This window comes from Limnohabitans sp. 2KL-51 (assembly GCF_003063645.1).
GTDB lineage: Bacteria > Pseudomonadota > Gammaproteobacteria > Burkholderiales > Burkholderiaceae_C > Limnohabitans_A.
Map to the genome: position 1 here is coordinate 31,558 of NZ_NESJ01000021.1, position 22,443 is coordinate 54,000.

Here is a 22,443-nt window from a genome sequence, read left to right on the forward strand (position 1 = left end):
GGTGCGTGTCTGATCTTGCAAGGCCAAGTCACTTGAAATTTGGATCGACTTGATGGTTCTACGGCATGGAAGCACCCATGCTCACGATGACAAATCTGATGGAGCCGTTCCCGGCCCACGGGTCTATGCAAGAGACGATATTCTTGCAGCCAGAGCGCCATTGAAAGCCGTCAAAGTCTTTCCGCTATTTACTCGGTCCTCTCTGAGATCACCACCATCACGCGCGTCCCAGCGACAGTCACTAGCACTTGCATAGGAAAAGCACCTGTTGGTACGGCTTGGGCATCGAAACGTAAAGTGCTCGCATCAAAACTCAACCATGCCGGCAAAGGTGATCCATCGGACAGGCTTGCCTGGGGGTCCACGGTTTGGGACCCTTGTTGAGCTAACGCCTGAATCGCTTCTGGCAACGCGAAACTGAAGCCTAAGCCTACGGTTGATGACCCCTTCGGCAGTGACACAGCAGCCATCATTGTTGTGCTGGCAGACGAAGCGCTCAACAGGTCGACGGTGACGCCCGCACTGTGACTGCCAGATGCTGCCAAACTTTTAGCGCTGCCAGTACTCGATGAATTGGTCGTGCTGGAGGCACTCGAAACGGCCACATTACTGGGCACCAGGGCATTTAGAGCCAAAGGTTCAGGCATCGTGGGGGTGTCCAAAGCGGTCACCACTTGTCCTTGACCCGTTTTTGAAGCATTTTGTGACACGGCAGCCTGTGCTGCTTTGTCAGCTGCTGCTTTATCCGCTACCGCTTTGTCAGATGCTGCTTTATCCGCTGCTGCTTTGTCTGCCGCCGCTTTGTCTGCTGCCGCTTTGTCTGCTGCCGCTTTGTCTGCTGCCGCTTTGTCTGCCGCCGCTTTGTCTGCCGCCGCTTTGTCTGCCGCCGCTTTGTCTGCCGCCGCTTTGTCTGCTGCCGCTTTGTCTGCTGCCGCTTTGTCAACTGCTGCTTTATCCGCTGCCGCTTTGTCAGCTGCTGCTTTATCCGCTGCCGCTTTGTCTGCCGCCGCTTTGTCTGCCGCCGCTTTGTCTGCCGCCGCCTTGTCTGCCGCCGCTTTGTCTGCCGCCGCTTTGTCTGCCGCCGCTTTGTCTGCTGCCGCTTTGTCAACTGCTGCTTTATCCGCTGCCGCTTTGTCAGCCGCCGCTTTGTCCGCTGCCGCTTTGTCAGCCGCTGCTTTGTCTGCCGCCGCTTTGTCTGCCGCCGCTTGGGCCGCAGCGGCCGCAGCGGCAGCTGAACCACCTGCGTTTTCCCCAACTATCGTAGAGTTAGCGGCAATCACAGTAACGCCATTGGCAAGAATATTCCCAACATTGTTCAATAAGATATCGCCTGTGCCTGCGTTGAATGCACTGCCGTCGACTACGGTCAGCGCGCCACTCTGAGTGATGTTGCCGTTCCCGCTGCTGGCAGTCAGGGCACCACCCACCGTGCTGGTGCCCAGGTTGAGGTCGCCCGCGCTGTTAAGGGTGAGATGGCCGGTGGTGGTCACCGTGCCGAGCGTCATGCTGTTGACGTCGTTCAGCACCACATCTTTCCCGCCCAGAACATTGACTGTCCCGACAAAGTCATTCGCCTTGTCCAGCGTGATGTCATCGCCCGCTTTGAGATCGGTCGGACCTGCGGTCACCGTCAAGGTGCTGCTTGCGCCCTGGTTGATGTCACCCAAGGTGGCTTGCATGTCCAGGCTGGCCACATTGACCACGCCGTCAAGCGTGATGTCCGTAGCCGCAGTGACATCCAGCTTGCCCGTTGTGGTGACATTGCCCAGCGTCATGCTGTTGACGTCGTTCAGCGTGACGTCGTTGCCGCCCAGCACATTCACCGTGCCGATAAAGTCATTCGCTTTGTCCAAGGTGATGTCATCACCCGCCTTCAGATCAGTTGGCCCCGCGCTCACCGTCAAGGTGCCTGCCGTCTGAGTGATGTCACCAGCGGTGGCTTCCAGGTCTAGGCTGGCGACATTCACTGCTCCATTGAGCGTAATGTCCGTAGCCGCAGTGACATCCAGCTTGCCCGATGTGGTGACATTGCCCAGTGTCATGCTGTTGACGTCGTTCAGCACCACATCTTTACCGCCCAGAACATTGACTGTCCCGACAAAGTCATTCGCCTTGTCCAGCGTGATGTCATCGCCCGCCTTCAGGTCGGTCGGGCCTGCGTTCACAGCCAAGGTGCTGCTTGCGCCCTGGGTAATGTCACCGGCAGTGGCCTGCAGGTCCAGGCTGGTTACATTGACCACGCCATTGAGGGCGATGTCAGTCCCGGCCGTCACATCCAATTTGCCGGTGATGTTCACACCGCCTAGCGTGATGCTGTTGATGTCGTTCAGCGTGACGGCATCGGCACCGCTCACATTGACTGCACCATTGAAGTCGTTGGCCTTGTCCAGCGTGATGTCATCGCCCGCCTTCAGGTCAGTCGGGCCTGCGCTCACCGTCAGGGTGCTGCTTGCGCCTTGGGTGATGTCACCGGCCGTAGCTTGCAAGTCCAGGCTGGCCACATTGACCACGCCATTGAGCGCGATGTCAGTCCCAGCCGTCACATCCAGTTTGCCGGTGATGTCCACACCGCCCAGCGTGATGCTGTTGACGTCGTTCAGCGTGACGTCTTTACCGCCCAGCACATTGACTGTGCCTACAAAGTCATTCGCCTTGTCCAGCGTGATTTCGTCACCCGCCTTCAGGTCGGTCGGGCCTGCGTTCACAGCCAAGGTGCTGCTTGCGCCCTGGGTAATGTCACCGGCAGTGGCCTGCAGGTCCAGGCTGGTTACATTGACCACGCCATTGAGGGCGATGTCAGTCCCGGCCGTCACATCCAATTTGCCTGTGATGTTCACACCGCCCAGCGTGATGCTGTTGATGTCGTTCAGCGTGACGTCTTTACCGCCCAGCACATTGACTGTGCCTACAAAGTCGTTCGCTTTGTCCAGCGTGATGTCGTCACCCGCCTTCAGATCAGTTGGCCCCGCGCTCACCGTCAAGGTGCCTGCCGTCTGAGTGATGTCACCAGCGGTGGCTTCCAGGTCTAGGCTGGCGACATTCACTGCTCCATTGAGCGTAATGTCCGTAGCCGCAGTGACATCCAGCTTGCCCGATGTGGTGACATTGCCCAGTGTCATGCTGTTGACGTCGTTCAGCACCACATCTTTACCGCCCAGAACATTGACTGTCCCGACAAAGTCATTCGCCTTGTCCAGCGTGATGTCATCGCCCGCCTTCAGGTCAGTCGGGCCTGCGCTCACCGTCAGGGTGCTGCTTGCGCCTTGGGTGATGTCACCGGCCGTAGCTTGCAAGTCCAGGCTGGCCACATTGACCACGCCATTGAGCGCGATGTCAGTCCCAGCCGTCACATCCAGTTTGCCGGTGATGTCCACACCGCCCAGCGTGATGCTGTTGACGTCGTTCAGCGTGACGTCTTTACCGCCCAGCACATTGACTGTGCCTACAAAGTCATTCGCCTTGTCCAGCGTGATGTCATCGCCCGCCTTCAGGTCGGTCGGGCCTGCGTTCACAGCCAAGGTGCTGCTTGCGCCCTGGGTAATGTCACCGGCAGTGGCCTGCAAGTCCAGGCTGGCCACATTGACCACGCCATTGAGCGCGATGTCAGTCCCGGCCGTCACATCCAATTTGCCTGTGATGTTCACACCGCCCAGCGTGATGCTGTTGACGTCGTTCAGCGTGACGTCTTTACCGCCCAGCACATTGACTGTGCCTACAAAGTCGTTCGCTTTGTCCAGCGTGATGTCATCGCCCGCCTTCAGGTCAGTCGGGCCTGCGCTCACCGTCAGGGTGCTGCTTGCGCCTTGGGTGATGTCACCGGCCGTGGCCTGCAAGTCCAAGCTGGCGACGTTGACCACGCCATTGAGCGCGATGTCAGTCCCGGCCGTCACATCCAGTTTGCCGGTGATGTTCACACCGCCCAGCGTGATGCTGTTGACGTCATTCAGCGTGACGTCTTTACCGCCCAGCACGTTGACTGAACCATTGAAGTCGTTGGCCCCATCGAGCACGATATCGGCCCCAGCACCGGCTGTCGCGGCACTTAATGTGGCGCCCCCCCCGGAGAAGATGGCAGTTCCCGCGCTTTGGGCGATACCACCATTGATGCTGGTGATTTGCGTAGTCCCAGTGGTATTGAGGTTACCGATCGTCAAGCCCCCAGCTGTATCGGTGATGCTGGTATTGCCCCCCACGGTCATGGTGCCTGCTGTGGCCTGGCTGAAATCCTGGGTCACGGTGAGGTTGCCCGTGACGCTCAGGCTGCCATTCGTCTGTGTGAGGGTGGCCAGTGTGATCGGACCGGTACTTGTAAGAACGCCACCGCTTTGGATATAAGCGTCGAGCGTGACACCGCCAGCACCCACATTCAGCGTGCCAGCCGATTGGCTGAGCGAAGCGTTGGCCCCCGACAAACTGTCGACCTGGACTGGACCGCTTTGCGCCGGCGCTACCACCGTGCTGCCAAAGCTGACATTAACCCCAGACGGAATCACCACCTGGGCCACATTTGACAGGTCGGGCACGGCGCCGCCCGCCCAGTTCGCTGGGTCAAACCAGTTGCCCGAAACACCACCCACCCAGGTCACCGCGTTCAAACGGGTGATGTTGGCCGTGGTGCTGGCACCAGTAGCCACGCTGTAATTGGCTGCATCGGCCCCTGAAAGACTTACGCCACCCACAGTAACCGCCTTACCTTGACCCACATTTTTGTCGGCGAATATGGCGCTGCGAGTGATGGTGAAAACATCACCACTCACTCGCGTGTCGCTGGTGGTCACCGTCGCGCTGGCACTGCCGTCATAGACCCGATCAACCCCAGCAAAGTTCACCAGCAGGGGGCGGGCCGTGATCTGCCCATCGTTGCCGCTGAAGCTGCCGCCACCTGTCAGGTGGTAGTTACCCGCATCGGCGCCGGCCAAGCCCAGGCCCGACAGGGTGTAGGCGATGTTGCTGCCGACATTGCGGCTGCCAAAGGCGCCCAGACCATTGACCGTCACCACATCGTTCGTCTCCAGCGTAGTCAGCCCCAGCGTGACACCCGACATGCTGGTGGTGCCGTCATACACCTTGGAGACGCCGGTGGCCGATGCAGTGAGCCCTTTGGTGACCACCTGGTGCGAACCTACCACCGTCACGGTGTTGCTGAAATTGGCACTGTTCTCCGTGACCAACCCCGCCACCCCCAACTGGTAGCTGCCTACCTTGAGCTTGCCCGCTGTGCCAAAGTCGCCCGCCACAGTTTGCGGCGCCACCGTCAAGCCCGCCGTACCCGATGCGCCGTCGTTGACGCTGACCAGGTTGCTGTTGTCGATGCTCACGCTCGAGCCCGCTACACCGCCAGAGCCCAGGGTGTAGACCGTGCCGGCGGACTCGTATTGGACGCTGGCCAGGGCATAGGCCGTGGCTGTGCCATAGGTGTTGCTGACGGGCGTGATCCGCACCAACAACTGGTTCGAAGGCACGATGGTGTAGTCGCCTGCGGTATAGCTGATGGCGTAGTTCGACGATGTCAGGCCGCTGGCTTGCAACGCGCTGGTGTACTTGTTTGCCAGCACATCGGACGATGCATTCGGTCGGTTGACGCTGGCCGTGCCGGTGAGCACGGCCGCTGTCTCACCATTCACAAATGCGCTGAAACTCACGCCCTCAAAATTAAGCGCATCAGACTGCGTCAAAAACCGCGCATCGTTGTTAGCCCGAACCGTCAGCGCGGCTGGCGTGATGGTGCCGCTGCCATTGGTCCATGACAGGTTGTAGTTCCCGGCATCGGCACCCGACAGCGCCACGGTACCCTGGTTGATGGCCAACGCCGTGACTGCGCCAGACACCACACCCCCTACCCGTTCCACGTTGGCACTGGCAAAGGCGGCGTTTCCGGTGACGCTGACCGTATCGCCCGCGATCACGCCGGTCAGACTGCCCGCGCCTGCGCTCACATAGCCCGTGACGCCGGTTGGCATGCGGGTGGTGCCGTCATAGGTCTTGACCACACCTGTCTCGCCGCTGAGCGAGAGGCTGGCTTGAGTGACGTCAGCAGTCAGGCCGGCTTGCTGCACCAGCGCGTAGTTGGCCGCGTCCGTGCCACTGATCGTGTTGCCGGTGACGGTGACGGCCTTGCCGGCGCCCACGTTCTTGTAGGCGAAGGTGCCGATTGCGGTGCCGCCCAGGATGATGGCGTCGCCGGCCAACGCGGTGACTGCTGCTGCACCACCCAGGGTAGCGCTGGTCGTGGCGTCGTAGGTCTTATTGGAGGCAGTCAGACCCGTGACGCTCAGGCTGGCCTGAGTGACGTCTGCGCTCAAACCAGTTTGCTGTACCAGCGCGTAGTTGGCCGCGTCCGTGCCACTGATCGTGTTGCCGGTGACGGTGACGGTCTTGCCGGTGCCCACGTTCTTGTTGGAGAAGGTGCCGATTGCGGTGCCGCCCAGGGTGACGGTATCGCCACTGAATGCGGAGATCGCGGCGGTACCACCCAGGGTAGCCGCAGTCGTGGCGTCGTAGGTCTTGTTCGAAGCGGTCAGACCCGTGACGCGCAGGATGGCCTGAGTGACGTTGGCCGAGAGACCTGCTTGCTGGCTCAATGCATAGTTACCCAGCGTCGCATCGGCTCCCGTCAACGCCAGACCGGTGACTGTTATCGGTTTGCCAGAGCCCACGTGGCGGTCGCCAAAACTGGCGCTGGCCGTGCCCGCCAGACTGACCGTGTCGCCGCTGTGGGGCGCGCCGTCGCTGGCCGTGCCAGTGCCGGCGGCCTGCGCACTTTTTAAGGCTGGCGTGCCGGACAGCGCCGCTGTGGCCGTGCCGTCGTACACCTTACCCAGCGCAGACAGGCCCGCGACGGTGAGCGTTTTGGCCGTGATGCTGGCCGTCGTGGTGACCGCGTTAAGGGTGTAATTGCCCGCATGGGTGCCGCTCAATTGCAGACCGCTGATGGTCACCGTCTTGGCGCTGCCCGCATTCTTGTCGGCAAAGCTTGCGCTGGCGGTACCCGACAGGGCGACCACGTCGCCGGCGATGGTCTTGCCGTCGCTGCTGCTGGCACTGCCATCGGTCAAGGTGGCGGTGCCCGACAGGCTGGCGGCGACCGTGGCGTTGTAGACCTTGTCGGCCGCCGTCAGGCCGGAGACGTTCAGGGTCTTGGCCGTGATGGTCAAACCCGTGCGCGACACATTGGCCAGCGTGTAGTTGGCCGCCAGGCCGGTGCCATCCGTCAGGCCAAAACTCACCGTCGCTGTGCGACCGGTACCAGCCGCCGCAGTGTTGTAAGCGGCGGTGGGCGTGATCGTCAGGCTTTCGCCACTGACCAGCCCCGCGACCGTACCCGTGGTGCTGACCGGTGCCGTGGTCGTGCCGTCATAGACCTTGCCGGCCACCACGGTTCCGCTGATGCTCAAGGTTTTGGTCGAAATCGTCGCCGAATGCGTGGTGTCAGCCAACGAATAGTTGTTGGCCACCCCACCGCCCGCCCCATCGGCCAGGGTGTAGCTGGCGGTGACGCTGCGGCTGCCCGCGTTGGCGCTGTCAAAGCTGCCGGTGGCGCTGCTGGCGCTGACGGTTTCGCTGCCAACAAAGCCCGAGAGCGTGCCCGCAGTGACCGTGGCGTTGGTTGTTCCATCGTAGGTTTTTTCGGCGGCACTGCTGCCGGTGACCGTCAGCGCCTTGGGGTCGATCGTGCCATTGGTGCCGCTCAGGCTGCTGCCACTGGCCAGCGCGTAGTTGCCTGCATCGGCCCCCTGCAGGCTCAGGCCGGTCAAGGTAAAGCTCTTGTTGCCACTGCCGACGTTGCGTTCGTCAAAACCACCACCACTGGCGGACACGGTGACCACATCGCCGCTGACCAGCCCCGTGTCTGGCACCAGAATGGCGGATTCGTCGAGCACCTGTCCCAGAGCAATATTCAGGTTGTTAACGCTGGTGGTGCGGTCATACACCTTCTTGATGCCCGCACTCAGATCCACCGCCACCGGTCGCGGTGTGATGCTGCCCGCCACGCTCAGCGTATTCACATCGAGCACATAGTCGCTGGCGGCCGAAGAAATCGTGCCCGTGACGCCCGTGATGGACAGGCCGCTGGCCGTGAACGTGGTGGCTCCTGCCACAGTGGCCTCATTGAAGCTGCGCCCGGTCTGCGTCACGGCAACGGCGGTGTCGCCATCGACCAGGCCCTGCACCGTGTAGGTGGGCGAGTAACTGGTGAAGGTGCTCAACTTGTCATAGACCTTGCTGACTTGGGTTTCCTCCAGGCTCACGGTCAGCGTGGCCGGGCTGAGGGTGACCGTGTTGCTGGCGTGGGCGGTGAGCGTATTGACCGCGCCCGAAACCACGCCCGTGCTGGCGCCTGGCAGGCTGTAATTGCTGGTCTTGGAAGTTTCTTCGTTCGTCAGCGTGATGGTGCGCACAAAGTTATCCACCGTGCTGGCGTCGCCATCCGGCCCGGCCACGCGCGCGCTGCTGCTGGTCACTGCCGAAATCGTCAACACTTCGCCCTGCACCAAATTGCCCAGCGTGAACACGCCAAAATCTTGTTCCACCGATTCATCACCGTCTTCGTTGGTCTGGGTGACGGTGCGTGTGCCAAGGAGGGTGGTCGCGTCGTAGACCTTGGTCGCGGTCAGCGTCAGCGGGCGCGGCGTGATCACGCCATCCGTGCCGGTGATGGTGCCGCTGGTCAGGCTGTAGTTGTCCTTGTCGGCCCCGCCCAAAGAAATGTCGGCCAGCGTGTAGCTGCGGCCAGTGCCGGCATCGGCGCTGTTGAAGGTGCCGCCCACGCCGACGATCTTGATGTCGTCACTGCCAACTTTGCCCGTGGTGGATGTGGCTGCCGCCGCAGCCACCACAGCACCTTCCACGCCATCGGTGCCGTCATAGACCTTGACCGGGTTGGCGTTGGCCGCTGCGCTGATGCTGCGGCGGCTGATGTCACCCGACACGAAAGCCGATGCCAAATCCACCGTGTAGTCCGAGCTGACCGAACCCACCGCGCTGCCCGTGACGCTGCCCAGGGTGACGCTGCTCAGCCCGATCTGGTTGGCATCGGCGACATTCTTGCTGTTGTAGGCTGCGGTATTGACGGTCACGGGCGCCGACTCACCGGTCAAGAACCCACTGAGGCTGATCGTGGCACTGAAGCTTGCGTCTGCTGCGGTCGTGCCGTCATACACCTTGCTGGTGCCCGTGGCGCTGATGCTGCTGATGATCAATTCCTTGCTCTGGATGGTCACGCTGTTGTCAGCAGTGGCCGCCACCAGAGCGGGCTGGCTGTAGTTGCTGAGCAGAAACGGGCCCTTGTCGGCCAGGCTCAGCGCGCTGACGAAATTGTCCGAGGTGGCGAGGTTCGCATCCGGCCCGGCCACCCGCGCGCTGCCCAGCGTCACGCCGCTGATGGTCAAGCCTTCGCCGCTTGCCAGGTTGGTGAGCGTGGTCTGCGCGGCGCTGGCGCTGGCCTGACCGTCGTATTCTTTGGTCACGCTCACGCCCAGGGCGCGCGCCGTCAGGGTGGCATTATTCTGGGTCGCATCGTACGCAGACAGGCTCGGCAACTGGTAATTGCTGGCCAAGCCCGTGCCATCTTGCAGCGTCACGTTGGTGACGTATTTGTTGGCCGTCGCCACATTGCGGTCATTCACCTTGGCGGCGCTGTAAGTCAGGGTCTCGCTGTTGTACAGGTTACCCAAGCTCAGGTCGCTACCGGTCAAGGTGGGCGTTCCGTCATAGACCCGATTCGCACTGAGTGTCAGAGTGCGCGGTGTGATGGTCAGGCGCCCGCCTATGGCCAGCAACTGCCCGGGGGTGTTGTGGTTGCTGGTGTTGGGCAAGGTGTGCGGAGTGCTCACACTGCCGGTGATGCCGTAAGTGCCGACATTCACGCCAGCACTGCTCAAGGAAAAGTTCACTGCTTTGCCCGCATCGCCAGCCAGGTTCCAGTTGAACTCGCTGCTGCCTTGGGTCAGGCTGACCTCGGTGTTGGCGTTGTTGTAGTAACGCACCTGTGCCACGTCGTAGCTGGCGGGGTTGCCATAGACCGCACTGGCCGTGCCGACGCGCACGATCAGCGTGTTGTGGTCCACGATGTAGTAATTGCCTGCCGTGATGTTGGCGCTCGGCAGTTCGTAGTTGCCTGTGGTCAGGTTGATGGTGCCCGCCAAAGCGCCGGTATAGGTATTGAGTGCATCGGCCAACCCACCATTGGCACCCATGCCGGTGCGCGTAATCGCGCTGGTGGCAGAAATATTGGCCACCGACTCCCCGCGCACAAAGCCATTGAACGTGGCGCCGGCGTAGCCCGCGTTGTCGGCCAGGCCGACAAACTTGGCATCGTCGTTGATCACGGCGGTCAAGGCCTTGGGCGTGACGGTGGTGGCCCCGGTCTGGTCGTAGCTCAGTGCATAGCCCAGTTTGGAGACCGCATCGGTCGACAGTGCCATGTCATAGCCCACCACAGCGCTGCCGCTGCGCAACACATCGTAGTAGCCCGAGGCATTGCGGGCGGCGGCGTTGCCATTGTTCAAGAGCGTGACGGTGGGCAGTTTGCCCATGCTTTGCGCGACCGTGTCGCCATTTTCCATGCCGGTGGCACCCACGTCCAAAAAGGGCTCGGTCCCATAGACCACCGACTCATTGACGCCTTTGAGCACAAGTGTGGGCTGCTGGCGGTAGATGGCAAATGCGCCTGCGCCCAAGGGCGACAAGTAGCCGGTGGTCAGTTCATCACTGGCATAGCGAAAGCGCCCGCTGCCGCTGCCCAGCAGCGCAGCCAACCCCGTGCTGCCAGACACACTGCCGGTATACAGCGTGGCACGCCCCCCGCTGCCTACGGTGACGGTCTTGCCCGTGGCCACGGTGATGTTGCCGCCGCTGCCGTCATAAAACGCGCTGCCCTCTGCCACGGCTTTGGTTTTACCAGCGTTCAAAATGACAGCCTCCACATCGGTGCTGCTGGTGTTGATGTTCTCGGCAATGGCCAGATCACCGGCCAGGGTTTCGATGCGCACTTTGCCACTGGCATAAATACCAGTCGGGTTGACGCTGCCGATGGTCAGGCCATTGGCGTCGACATAGTCGATGCTGCGCACCCGCACATCGCTGGTGCCCGCTGCCAACGTGCCAACGTTGTTACTGGTATTGGTGAGCGTGAAACGGCCAGTGCCTAGCAAGCCCAAACCATCGGCGGTCAACACCCCTGCACTCGCCTGCGTCACTTCGCCTGTGGCCTGCAACACGATGCGATTTTTACTGCTGTCCGCATTGCGGTTAGAGGTTAAAGCCTGGTTGATCGTGATGTTGCTGCCATAAGCCGCGATGGGGCCCTTGATGTCTGCCGCGGCGAGAAAAACAATGATGTCGTTGTGGCCCGCCTTAGCCAAGGTCAGCCCGCCGACATCGGCCAGATTTTGGATGGTGATGTTGGACATGCCCGCACCACCCACAAAATGACCGCCTGTCAAAGTGCCATTCCACAGGAACGGCAACCAGAAACTGCTGCCACTGGGTTTGAAGGTCAGGGTACCCGTGGTGTTGAGGGTCATGGCTTTGGTGGCAGAAAAGCTCGTGCGGTCTGCAATGATGCTGATGCCAGAGCCGGCACCGGCGGTCACGCGGTTGGCCACACTGGTGCCGCTGCCGAAGCTGCTGCCTAAATGACCGTACAAAGCCTGTAGCGTGATGTCGGAGTTGCCTGCCGTGCCCGTGGTGGTCAGGCTGACGTTGTTGTCCAGTGCCACCGCAAAATAAGAGGCACCGGCATGCCCCGTTATGGTCATGGCGTCCACCGACGTCAGGCTGGCACCGCTGAGCAATTGCACCCCATGGTGGTCGAAGCCCATGGACGACAGGTTGCGCCCATCCAGGTTCAAGCTGCCACCCGCGCTCACCGTGCCCGCCAGCTTCAAGCCCGCGTTGCCGTTGGTCATGGCGTAAGCAGTCAGACTGACATCGCCGCCGGCAGTGAGTGTGGTGCTCAAGGCCAACCCCTCGTTGCTGCTGGTCTTGGTGCCGCCACGCGCTGCAATCGTGATATTGCCTTGGTTGGCCGCAGTGGACGAAGCCACCAAAGCCCCGCCGGTCCAGTTCACTCCCTGGCCGTTGAAGTTCACGCCCCGGCCGAGGTCGGCATCGAGAAGGATGCTGCCTGCCGTGCTGGTCAGGCTGGCGCTGCTCTGGTTGCGGATTTGCCCACCGTAAAGGGAAATATCGCCGCCGATGCTCAGGCTGCTGTTGACCGAGACCATTTTGGTGTTGGTGTCCTTGCCAATCACCAGGCCGCCGAGCGTGGCAGCGTTTTGAATGGTCAGGCCGCGCGTACCGGTCACACCAGCGGTGTTGACGCCCACCCAATTGGCGCCAGTCAGTGCGCCTTGCACATTGAAGGTATGGCCAAAGTTATCGTCCCACGGGCGGATGGTGAACACACCGGTGGTGTTGACCGTCGTTCGCGAGGTACTGGTGTAGACACCCCCGAAGTCGATGCGGTTGCCGACAAAGGTGACATCGCCACTGCCGGTGTTGATGGCCAGGTTGCCAATGGTGGTGTTGATGTCCCAGCGGTAGCTGCTGTTGACATTGGTCTTGCCGGCCACATAAAAGTCACCCCCGCCGGTGTTGAAAGTGCCGCGCAAATCGGCCGAGATGAAGTCGTAACCGGCGCCTGCGGCGCCATCACCCACCGTCAAGCCGTTCCACTGCACAGCATTGCGACCCCCGCCCATCCAGATATGGCCACCATTGCTGCTGAAGGTGTTGGCACCTGAAGTGCTGACGCCGCCCTTGGTGTCAGCGTTGTCGTCGGCCCACACCACCAGATTCAGCTTACCCGTGCCAGCACCGCTGGCGGTGATGTTATTTTTAAGGTCGATCCGTCCCGGCGCGCGCAACGTCAGCGTCGCATCACCACCACCGGTTTTGCTGATGACGTTGCTGATCGTGATGCTGGGCGCAAATTCCTGCAGCGCGCGCAGGCTGATGTCGCCATTGCCGGTCATGGTCAGCGGAGACGACACCGTAACCCTGCGTCCATACGCCGTGACCGGGCCCGCCACTGTCACCGCATTGCTGGCACTGCCGTTGCTGCCGTTGATGTTGACATCCGCCGCCTTGTTGGTGGGCTTGCCAATCGTCAGGCTGGCCATAGTCTGACCGTTCTGGTTCCAGTTGAACCAGCTTGTGTACACGTTCTGCCTAAACGAATCGGCAAACGATGTCCACGTTACATCGCCGCTGGTGCCGACATTGGCCTGACCGGTAAAGCTGTAACGGTCAAAGCGGATGTTCAGATCGCCGTTCTTGGCAAAGCTGCTGTAGGCAGCATCGGCGGAGCTGACCCAATATTGGGTGTCCGCATTGACCATGTAAAGCCCGGCGCCAGAACCGCCGGCACGGGTGGAGCCCAGCAAGTTCAGCGGCCCGCCGTTGGTGATCAGGCTGGTAGGCTGGCGCATGACCAAGGACCATTCGTTGCCGTAGCCATCCAGCGTGATGCCACCGCCTGTGCCGCTGGCCACTACAGTGGCTGTGCCGCATGCACATTCATTCAAACCAATGCCATAGTTGTAAATACTACCCAAGCTGGTGTTTTTACCGATGACGGTGATGGCGTCCGCACCCGCAAAGGCTGATCGGAAGTCGGTATTGCCGTACACCGTAACGCCCTGCTTGACCGACCCGGAGCCACTGGAACGGGAGATGCCCTCGATATAGATCTTGCCGCTGCCAGCATCTGCGACAAATGCACCGCCTGAGCCCCAAATACCCACCCCAAAGGCCCCAGTATCTGTAGCCACGGCACCAGACCAACTGCGCCCGCGCAGGCTGATGTTGCCGCCGCCGGAGCGGATGTAAAGGCCGTTGTCGACCCGAATGCCTTCGGCGCGGTTTGAGTCCACTCCCGAGGCATAGCCGGTGCCGGCTGCATTGCCACCGCCCAGGGTCACGTTGCCACCACCGGTCAGCGCCGTGCTCTTGGTGCTGCCGCTGGCAATGGCGCGGGTGTCAATGGTCAGACCGTTGTAAATGTCGATATTGCCAAAACCGTTGCCATCGCTGTCAGCAGCCAGGACCACGTCACCGGCATTGGTGCTGAGGGTCTTGGCGACGGTGTCGCCGTAAATGTAGTTGCTCGCGATCAGTCGAATCTTGGCGCCGGCCTGGGTGCTGGTCAGGTTGTCCTTGAGCCACACAATGCCGCCATACACCGTGATCGGACCGGCTGCCGTGATCGGCGCTGAAAGGGTGACAGTTTTATTCTCGGTGGGCTTGCCGATCGCGACGCTGCTGTGTCCGGTGCCGAGGTCCCAGTTGTCGGTCAGCGCAAAGTTTTTGGCTGAGGTCGCACCACTTGAAGAAAAACTCAGCGCGCCGGCGCCTATGACTTTGACCGAACCCAAAGTGGTGGTGGCGCCAAGGTTTTGAATTGAATCGGCCTCCATGGTGATATTGCCGGTGGAGCTGCTGGCCAGATCGTTCGCTGCGCCGATGCGGATGCTGCCGGCCACGGCAGCAGGCGTAAAACGCATGGCGTTATTGTTGGTGGCCACGCTGCGCGAGCTCTGAAACCCTTGCAGGTAAATATCACCACTGCCAGAGACCACCTCCAACCTGCCCGTGGTGGCGTCAACCTGGAACTGCAGACCGGAAGAGTCGGCACGCGTGGCACTCGAACTTCCCTTCAGCGTGATGCCGCCGCTGGTGGTTTTGACCAGCATCTTGTCGCTGCCTTTTGCGTTCAGGTAGAGGCCGACCTGCCAACCGCTGCTGCCCGTGCTCTGGACACTGGCATCCAACAGAATATTGCCGCTGTTGCTCAGCAGGGCCACGCTGTAGCCAGTGCCTAAGCCCGTGGTCTGGTTGCCGTCGCCGCCGGTAGCACTCACGATGGCCAGTCCGCCGCCGTACAGAGAGTTGGCCGTGGTCGTGCCATAGAGCTTGATGTCGCCACTGTCGCTGCTGAGGGTGACCTTCTTGTTGATGTCGGTGGCAAACACTGTGCCACCCGGGCTGTTGCTGGCACTGGCGGTGCCGCGCAGGGTCACGATGCCGCTGGTGGTGGTGATGGCACTGCTGTTGCTCACCTCAAGCCCGGCGCCCGCGCTGTAGCTGCCCAGGATGTCGCCCACCAGCGTGACGCTGCCCGAGGTGGTGGTGATGCTGCTGCTGTCTACCAGCAGGCCAATGCCTGTGGCCGTGGTGCTGGCCAAGTTCGACTGACCAAAGGCGTAGAAGTGGCCCGCACCGGTGCTGATCTGTGCGTTTTGAATTTGCAACCCCACCGTACCGGTGGCGGTGGCCTGGGCGGCGGTGTTGCCCACGGCCAGCCCGTTCCAGACAGCGGCGGTCGCACCGCCGCCCAGCCAGATGTGGCCACCGTTGGTGGTGATGCTCCCGCCATTGATGGCGATGGTGCCCGCCAAGTTGGTGGCGGACAGGAAACGGGTGCGCAGCACCAAGTTCAAACGGCCCGAGCTGGAGCTGATGCTGGGCGCCGTCAGGGTGATGCCGTGGGCAACGTCATTGCCCGCCCGCAAGCTGAGCGTGGCATCGCCCCCGGCAGTTTTGGCCAATGTGACGCCGCTGCTCCAAGTGATGTTGCCCACCACGTCGTTGAGCACGCTGGTGCCAGTATTGAGGGTGGTGGCGTAGCTGTTGGCCACTGTTTGCGAGATGGTGGTGTCAGACGGGTCCAGATACCAAAGGCCACCCTGACCGCCGTAGCCAACATCGGCCCCGGCGTTGACGCGGGCCCCCTCGACATTGAGCGTGTCGCCCGAGGTTTCGACCCGCCCGCCGTCGCCGCCTTGCGTGCCGCCACGGGCGGTGAGGCTGCCCGCCACGGTGGTGACGGTGCCCGCGCGCGTGGCATCGCTCCACAGCACCACGGTGCCGCCCTGGCCTTGCACGGTGGCGCTGGCTTCGATGCGGGCGTCAGCAGCCAGCGTGACGGTGCTGGCTTGGGGCAGCGCCTGCGCCCAGACACGGGTGTCGGCATGGGCGCCACCTTGCCAGTCACCCCCCACCAGCACCTTGCCGCCTCCGGTGGTGCCGCTGGCGTCGATGCGGGTGTTGTCCAAGAGTTCAATGTGGTCGCCCAGCAGGATGCTGACACCGCCCTGGCCGCTGCGCCCGCGGGTGCTCAGCGTGCTGTTGCCCATGATCGCCAGGCGGCCCTGACCTGGCGCATCGGGCAAGGGCTGCGGGTGGTCTGGCTGCGAAGGCGCCTGGGCCTGGGCCTGGGCCTGGGCCTGGGCCTGGGCCTGGGCCTGCAACAGGATCTGGCCGCCCTGAGCGCCGCTGGCGTCCAGCGTGGCGTTGTTCAGCTCGATGTCGCCTCGCGCGGCGATGTTGATTTGGCCGCCCTGTGAGGCTGTGCCGATCGCGGTGCCGATCGCGGGGCCAGCAGTCACGGCGTTAGCCGAGTCGGAGCGGTCTTGTGTGGCCGACACATCGACCCGGCCTTGCAGCTGCACGCTGCCCGTGGCTTGAATCTCCAGGCGGCCGCCCTGAGCGGGCGCGCTCAGATCGATGTTGCCTTTGGCCGCTTGCGTGAAGTGCGTGGCTTGCACGCGCAAGCTGCCTGCGCTGAGTGGGCCTGCGGCGCTGTCGATGCCGATGGCCGCGATGCTGCCGCTGTTGACCACTTCGGGCGCGCTGATCTCAATGCGGCCAGCCGGGCCACTGTCGGCAGCGGTGTTGCCCGCGTTGGTGGCACTGGTGGCGTTAGCCGAGATAGCGCCGGAGTTATCTATCCGCTTGCTGGCCGACAAGATGATGCGGCCGCCTTGCTGCTGCAGGCCATGGGCCTCGATGCGGCCGCTGTTTTTGATCAGACCGCCCACCAGGCGGTCCATGGACTGCGCGCTGATGATGATCAAGCCGCCCGGCGCTTGCACCGCATGGCGGTTGTCGACCAGGGTGGCAATCTGGCTGGCTTCTACGCGGATGTTGGTCAGGCGGTTGCTGGCGTCAAATTGCAGCTCCACCGCTTCGCCAGCGGCCAGGGCCACGGTGCCCATCTGCGCGATGATGGCGCCTTGGTTGCGCACCTCGGGGGCCAGCAGGGCGATGTAGCCGCCCAGGTGGGCCTTGAGCTCGCCGTCGTTGACCACACTGGCGGTGCTGCCCTTGCGTTCATAACGGTGCTTACCCGCCATGAAGTCGGCATCGCTGATGCTTTGGGTCGAGGCCACAAGGCCCGCTACGTCCACCCTGGCGTCTTTGCCAAAGTAAACGCCCACCGGGTTGGTCAACACCACCTGGCCATTGGCGCTGATGCGGCCAAAAATTTGGCTGGGGTCTGAAGTCATGACCCGGTTGAGCATGATGCTGCTGGCCCCCGGCTGCTGGAACTGCACTTGGGCGTCCTTGCCGACATTGAAGGTCTGCCATTGGATGGCGGCGCGCTCGCTGGTCTGCTGAATGACCATGTTGGCACCGCTTTGTCCGATGCTGGCCTGCCCCGCGCTGACTTTGCCACCGGTGGGCAAGGCTGTGGTGGGCGGTGCGGTTTGCGCGTGCGCAGTCAGCCCACCCACCAGGCTGGCCACCACCGCGGCCAATTTGACACCCGAGCACGACTTGCCTTTGGCCGAAACGCCTTCGGCTGCGGCCACAAAGGCTTGTTTGCTGGCGTTCCAGATGCTGCAAAAATTTTTGTCCATATTCAGGCCATATCAGGGGCTTTGGCGTTGCTGTTGTTGCTCGCCGGTTTGTCTTGTTTTTCGAGGGTGGCTTGGCTGCGTTCGAGCAGGGGCACAAGGTTGCGCAGCGACAGCATCTGGACATGCAAGGTGGATGCAAAAACAAAGGTGCGCATGGACCGCCTGTGATCAAAAAGGGAGGCTGGCGGTGAACCACCAGCGGTTGATCTTGAGCGTTCCGTCGCTGTCGGCTCCATTGGATGTAGGTGCGGGATGTCTGCCGTCGCGGCGTGACCAGATCAGTTTCGCGTTGCGGCCTTTAGGGCCTTGCCAGTTGGCGCTCAGGCCGTGACCACGCAAAGCGAGTCGGCTGATGGGGTCGCTCAGGGTGGTGGGCAAACTCACCACCCGCCCATGGTCCACAAAGGCGCTGAGCACCCAATCTGGCGGCAGACGCCAGCGCCACTCGGCCGACATCGTTTGACCGCGCTCACCGCCCAGTTCGCTCACCGGGTAGGCGCGCACCGAGCTGGCGCCGCCAATGAAGAATTTTTCAGACGAGTCGAGCACTTGCCCCGCCTGCTGGCCTTGCAGGCTGAGCAGCAACGAAAGGTTGTCCGTGATCGTTTGTTGACGACTGAGGCTGTAGCCCAGCTTGCGGTAAGCACGCTCCAGCGTGTCGAACTGGCTGTGCGCCTGCATGGCCGTCAAATGTCCCCAGAGCATTTGCAGTGAAGCGCTGTTGGCACCGCCACCGCCCCAATCGTCAAAGCGGTTGGCCGACAGGGCCAGACGCAAGCTGTCAGTTTCGTAGTCGGACGCACTTTTAGGATCGGCCGGACTGCTGTTGCGGTTGGTGCTGGAGAAGCCCTTCTTTTCGAGTCCACCCGAAAAATACAGATTTTGCAAACGGGATCGCACCAGTGGGTAGTTCCAGTCGAGGCCAAGGCTGCTGGAGCGCCCCTGGATTTGCAATGCCAAGATGCTTTCGGAGCCCTCAACCAACTTGTATTGCATGTTGCTGGCGCTCACGCCCAAGCGCAAGCCGTTGTGGCCGTAGGGCACGGTGTGGGCCAAGCGGACATAGTCGATGCCTCGGGTATGCAAGGTGTTGAGGCTGAGCAAGTCCCCCCTGCCCGCCAGACTGTTGATGTTCAGATTGGCCGTCAGGCGCTGGCTACCGGTCGAGCGCGCGCCGGTGTTGTCCAGGCCGATATCGCCATACACAAAAGGCTCGTCTGTGGTTTGCACAGACAGATCGATGTCGCCTTCAGCCCGTCCTGACAACAGCGTACCTGCCACGCTCACACCGGGCAGATCGTCAAGCAGCAACAAGGCGCGGTCAAGGGCGTTGGCGGCCAGCGGCATGCCCGTGGCTTGCTGTCGTTGCACAAAGGCCAATACTTCGCTGCGCTTCAGGCGTGCAGAAGACTCCCCTTCGAAGCGCACACCGCCGAAGCGCGCTTCCAACACGTGCAAGGTGATCGTCCCCTCGCTGATGTCCTGTTCCGGCAAATAGGTGCGCACGATCCAGCCCGCCTCGCGATAGGCGGCGGTCACTGCGTCCGCCGCGCTTTGCAGTCCTTCAAAACCAAGATCGCGACCGACGAATGCATTCAAGGTGGCGCGTAATTGCTCGGAACTGAGCAGGGTGTTGCCTTCCAGGCGAAAGGCTTTGACCTGCACAGTCATGCCCACCGGTGGCTTGATCTCGGGTGGCGGCGCGGCGCGCTGCGGTGGCGCTGCGGGTGGCAAGGTGTGCGCGCGTGACGGCTCTATCTGTTGGCGGATGCTGCCGGCATCGGGCAAGGCTTGAGCCCAAGCGTGCAAGCCTGCCACCCCGGCCACAGCCAGCACGATAGAAAACCAACGCCTTGGGATCATGAATTCATCACGCATATTCATAAGGAACATAGGTCTTGGATGCTTGTGACGCCCTCTCGGGCTTGAGATTTCAAAGTATGTGAAAATTAGTTTTTTTTAATAGATTAATCACGTGCATTCACCAAAACTAACCAAAACCCAAGTCTGGGCGGCAGTGCCATACAGTCTCTGATGAGTTTTGGCATGCGGTGCCAAGGATGTGGCACGAGGCGTTAGCCAAGCGACACTTCATGACGCCTGCACCCTATTTGCTTGGACTCCCCCATGCCTTTGTTTTTCACCCGCTTGTGCTTGTCGCTTTGCACTTTCTTGCTGCTGGTTGGCGGGGCGTTCGCCGACGAATCTGCCTCTCATCCGCTGGTTAAATCGCGCCAATGGCGCATGGACAAAACCGGGCTCGATACGTTGCAAGATGCTCAAAAGGCCAGCGACTGGCAGGATCTGCCCGAATGGAACAGCTGGGGTTTTGGCACCGAGACGATCTGGGTGAAGCTGCAACTGAAGGCGGCCGAACAAGACGTGCAAATGCCCTGGGTGGTGCGCGTGCGCCCACCTTTTTTGGACTATGTGACGCTTTACGACCCCGCCACCGGCCGGGTCACGCGCACGGGTGACGCCTTGCCGCCCATCGGCGAAGACTCGGCTTCGATTAATTTCATGATGCAGGTGCCAGCCCTGCCGCACGAGCGCACGGTCTATGTGCAAATGCGCAGCACCAGCGCCCGCACGCTGCATGTGGAGGTGATGCCGTATGGCCAGACCCAGCAATTGAACCGTTTGCAGGAATGGGCTATGGGCTTTTTGATAGCGTCGTCCGCCATATTTGCGATTTGGGCTTTTATTCAGTGGTGGGGTACCCGCGAAAAGGTCATTGGCGCTTTTGCCTTGAAACAGCTGTTTGCCACCGTCTGGGCTTTTTTCATCATGGGCTTTGGACGCGTGGTGATTGGCCCATGGCTACCCGAGGGCGTGCTTACCACCCTGGCATCAATGCTGTTTATCGCCATGATCAGCACTTCACTTTGGTTTTTCAGCACGCTGATCGAAGGCTATAGACCTGTCCGACTGGCATGGAGAGCCACTCTGGGGGTGCCGCTCGCGGTGGCCACCTTGCCGCTGCTGCATGTGCTCGGGTACACCCACCTGATGCTGGCAATTGCCAATATCGGCGTACTGACAGGTTTGGCAGTTTCGCTCGTGGCACTTTTAACTGCGGCTCCCAAGCGCGCCCAACAGCCTATTCCACTGGCCGTTTTGCTGATCTATTTGGTGACCTACAGCTCGATCAATTCAATGCCCGGTCTGATTTACCTGGGCTGGATTGAGCCTCATCGGATGGTGTTGTTTGCCAGCTTGGCCCATATCGTTTTAGACGGCGTTGTCATGTTTCTCATTTTGCAGATCCGAGCTCAGGCGCTAGGAAAAGAAAAAATGCTGATTAGCTTGGCCCTGGAACGCAGCCAGCAACAAGCGGAAAGCGAAAAACGACATCGCGAAGAACAAAGCCAGCTCTTTGCCATGCTGGCACATGAAATGAAAACCCCGCTGGCCACGCTGCGCTTGTGGATGGACATGGGTCAGCTCAAGCCCGAGATCATGCAGCGCACCATTACCGACATGAATCAGGTGATTGAGCGCTGCGTGCACACGGGGCAGTTGGCAGATCATGGGCTGCAAGCTGACTGGCAAAGCCTGGATCCGATCGCGCTCACACAGGTGTGCGTGCAAAGTTGTCGCCTTTCGGAGCAGGTAGATCTGTTGCTACCCGACAAGAGCGGTCTCTTGCAAACCGATGCACAGATGTTGACGATCGTGCTGGGGAATCTGCTGGACAACGCTTGCAAATACGGTGCGCCCGGTAGTCGCATCCAGATCAGCCTGCGCAGCGCACAGGAAAAAGGGCAAACGGGTTGGTTGTGGCAGGTGAGCAACGCGTCTGGGCCAGCGGGTCTACCCCATGCCGAGCGCTTATTCGAAAAATACTACCGCAGCCCCCAGGCTCGCAGGCAATCCGGGTCAGGTTTGGGTCTGTTTTTAGTAAAAGGCTTGCTGGATTTGATGCAGGGGCGTATTGCTTACGAGACACAACTTGACCGTGCCGTCTTCACCATCTGGTTGCCACATAAGCCCTCTTGATGTTAGCTATGGTGGGGGATCGGATTGTAAATGTTGCAATATCAACAAAACTACCCCCCAAAAAGCTGAACCATAACCCCATGCAACACAGCGCCCTCAAGATATTGGTGGTCGAAGACAACGATGCGCTACGAGAAGCGATGCTGGCATTTTTGCAGCAGCAAGGGCATTATGTGCGCGGCGTCCCCATGGCGGAAGACATTGATGATGTGACCGGCGGCTTTATTCCCGACGTGTATGTGATTGATCTGAATCTGCCCGATGAAGATGGCTTAAGCCTGACTCTCAGACTGCGGGCGGCGCAACCCAATGTCGGTATCGTGATCACAACAGCGCGTGCGCAGATTGGTGACAAGGTGCTGGGCTACGAAAGTGGCGCAGACCTGTACTTGACCAAGCCCGTGGACTCGCGGGAGTTGATGGCAGGCGTGAGCGCTTTGGGAAAAAGGTTACGCACCCTGGGGCAAAATCATCTCGCTTTACTGCTCGACCTAGATCGGATGCAACTGAGTGGACCCGACGGCAAGGTGGAGCTAACAGCCAGTGATGTGCTGGTGCTGAGTGCATTCGTGCGCGCACCCGGTAAAAAACTCGAACGTTGGCAAATGGCCGAAATCTTGGGTGGCAACGAAGCGGCACCCACGCAAGCCTCGACCATGGAAATGCGCATCACCCGTTTGCGAAAAAAACTAGCGGCCGTTGGTGCGCCGTCACCAAACATCAAGTCTTTGCATAAGGTGGGCTATGCCCTGTGCGTTCCAGTCGTTATGCAATAAAGAAAATCCACCCTCTCTGCTGC

General features: G+C 61.1%; 5 protein-coding genes. 2 read left to right on the top strand and 3 right to left on the bottom strand.

Going from position 1 to position 22,443, the window contains the following annotated elements; genetic code table 11:
• Positions 1 to 188: 188 nt before the first annotated feature.
• The 3 genes from B9Z49_RS18400 to B9Z49_RS18405 are packed head-to-tail and all read right to left on the bottom strand — an operon-like array spanning position 189 to position 19,529.
• Entirely contained in the window at positions 189 to 17,645 is a 17,457-nt protein-coding gene (locus B9Z49_RS18400) for a YDG domain-containing protein (protein ID WP_108354896.1), read from the bottom strand.
• A 2-nt stretch (positions 17,646 to 17,647) separates the two neighbouring features.
• Positions 17,648 to 17,800, bottom strand: coding sequence for a hypothetical protein (locus B9Z49_RS21850; protein ID WP_158273534.1), 153 nt, complete (start codon positions 17,798 to 17,800; stop codon positions 17,648 to 17,650).
• 13 nt (positions 17,801 to 17,813) lie between these two features.
• Positions 17,814 to 19,529, bottom strand: coding sequence for a ShlB/FhaC/HecB family hemolysin secretion/activation protein (locus B9Z49_RS18405; protein WP_158273535.1), 1,716 nt, complete (start codon positions 19,527 to 19,529; stop codon positions 17,814 to 17,816).
• A gap of 243 nt (positions 19,530 to 19,772) precedes the next feature.
• Here B9Z49_RS18405 and B9Z49_RS18410 point away from each other — a divergent pair, with 243 nt between their 5' ends.
• Together B9Z49_RS18410 and B9Z49_RS18415 are read left to right on the top strand one after the other, a co-directional pair.
• On the top strand, positions 19,773 to 21,644 hold the full coding sequence (locus B9Z49_RS18410; protein WP_108354898.1) for an ATP-binding protein: 1,872 nt from the start codon (positions 19,773 to 19,775) through the stop codon (positions 21,642 to 21,644).
• Positions 21,644 to 22,420 (top strand): response regulator transcription factor, encoded by a 777-nt coding sequence (locus B9Z49_RS18415; RefSeq protein WP_108354899.1) that lies wholly within the window; start codon positions 21,644 to 21,646, stop codon positions 22,418 to 22,420. Before B9Z49_RS18410 ends, B9Z49_RS18415 begins: the two co-directional genes overlap by 1 nt.
• The last annotated feature ends 23 nt before the right edge of the window (positions 22,421 to 22,443 follow it).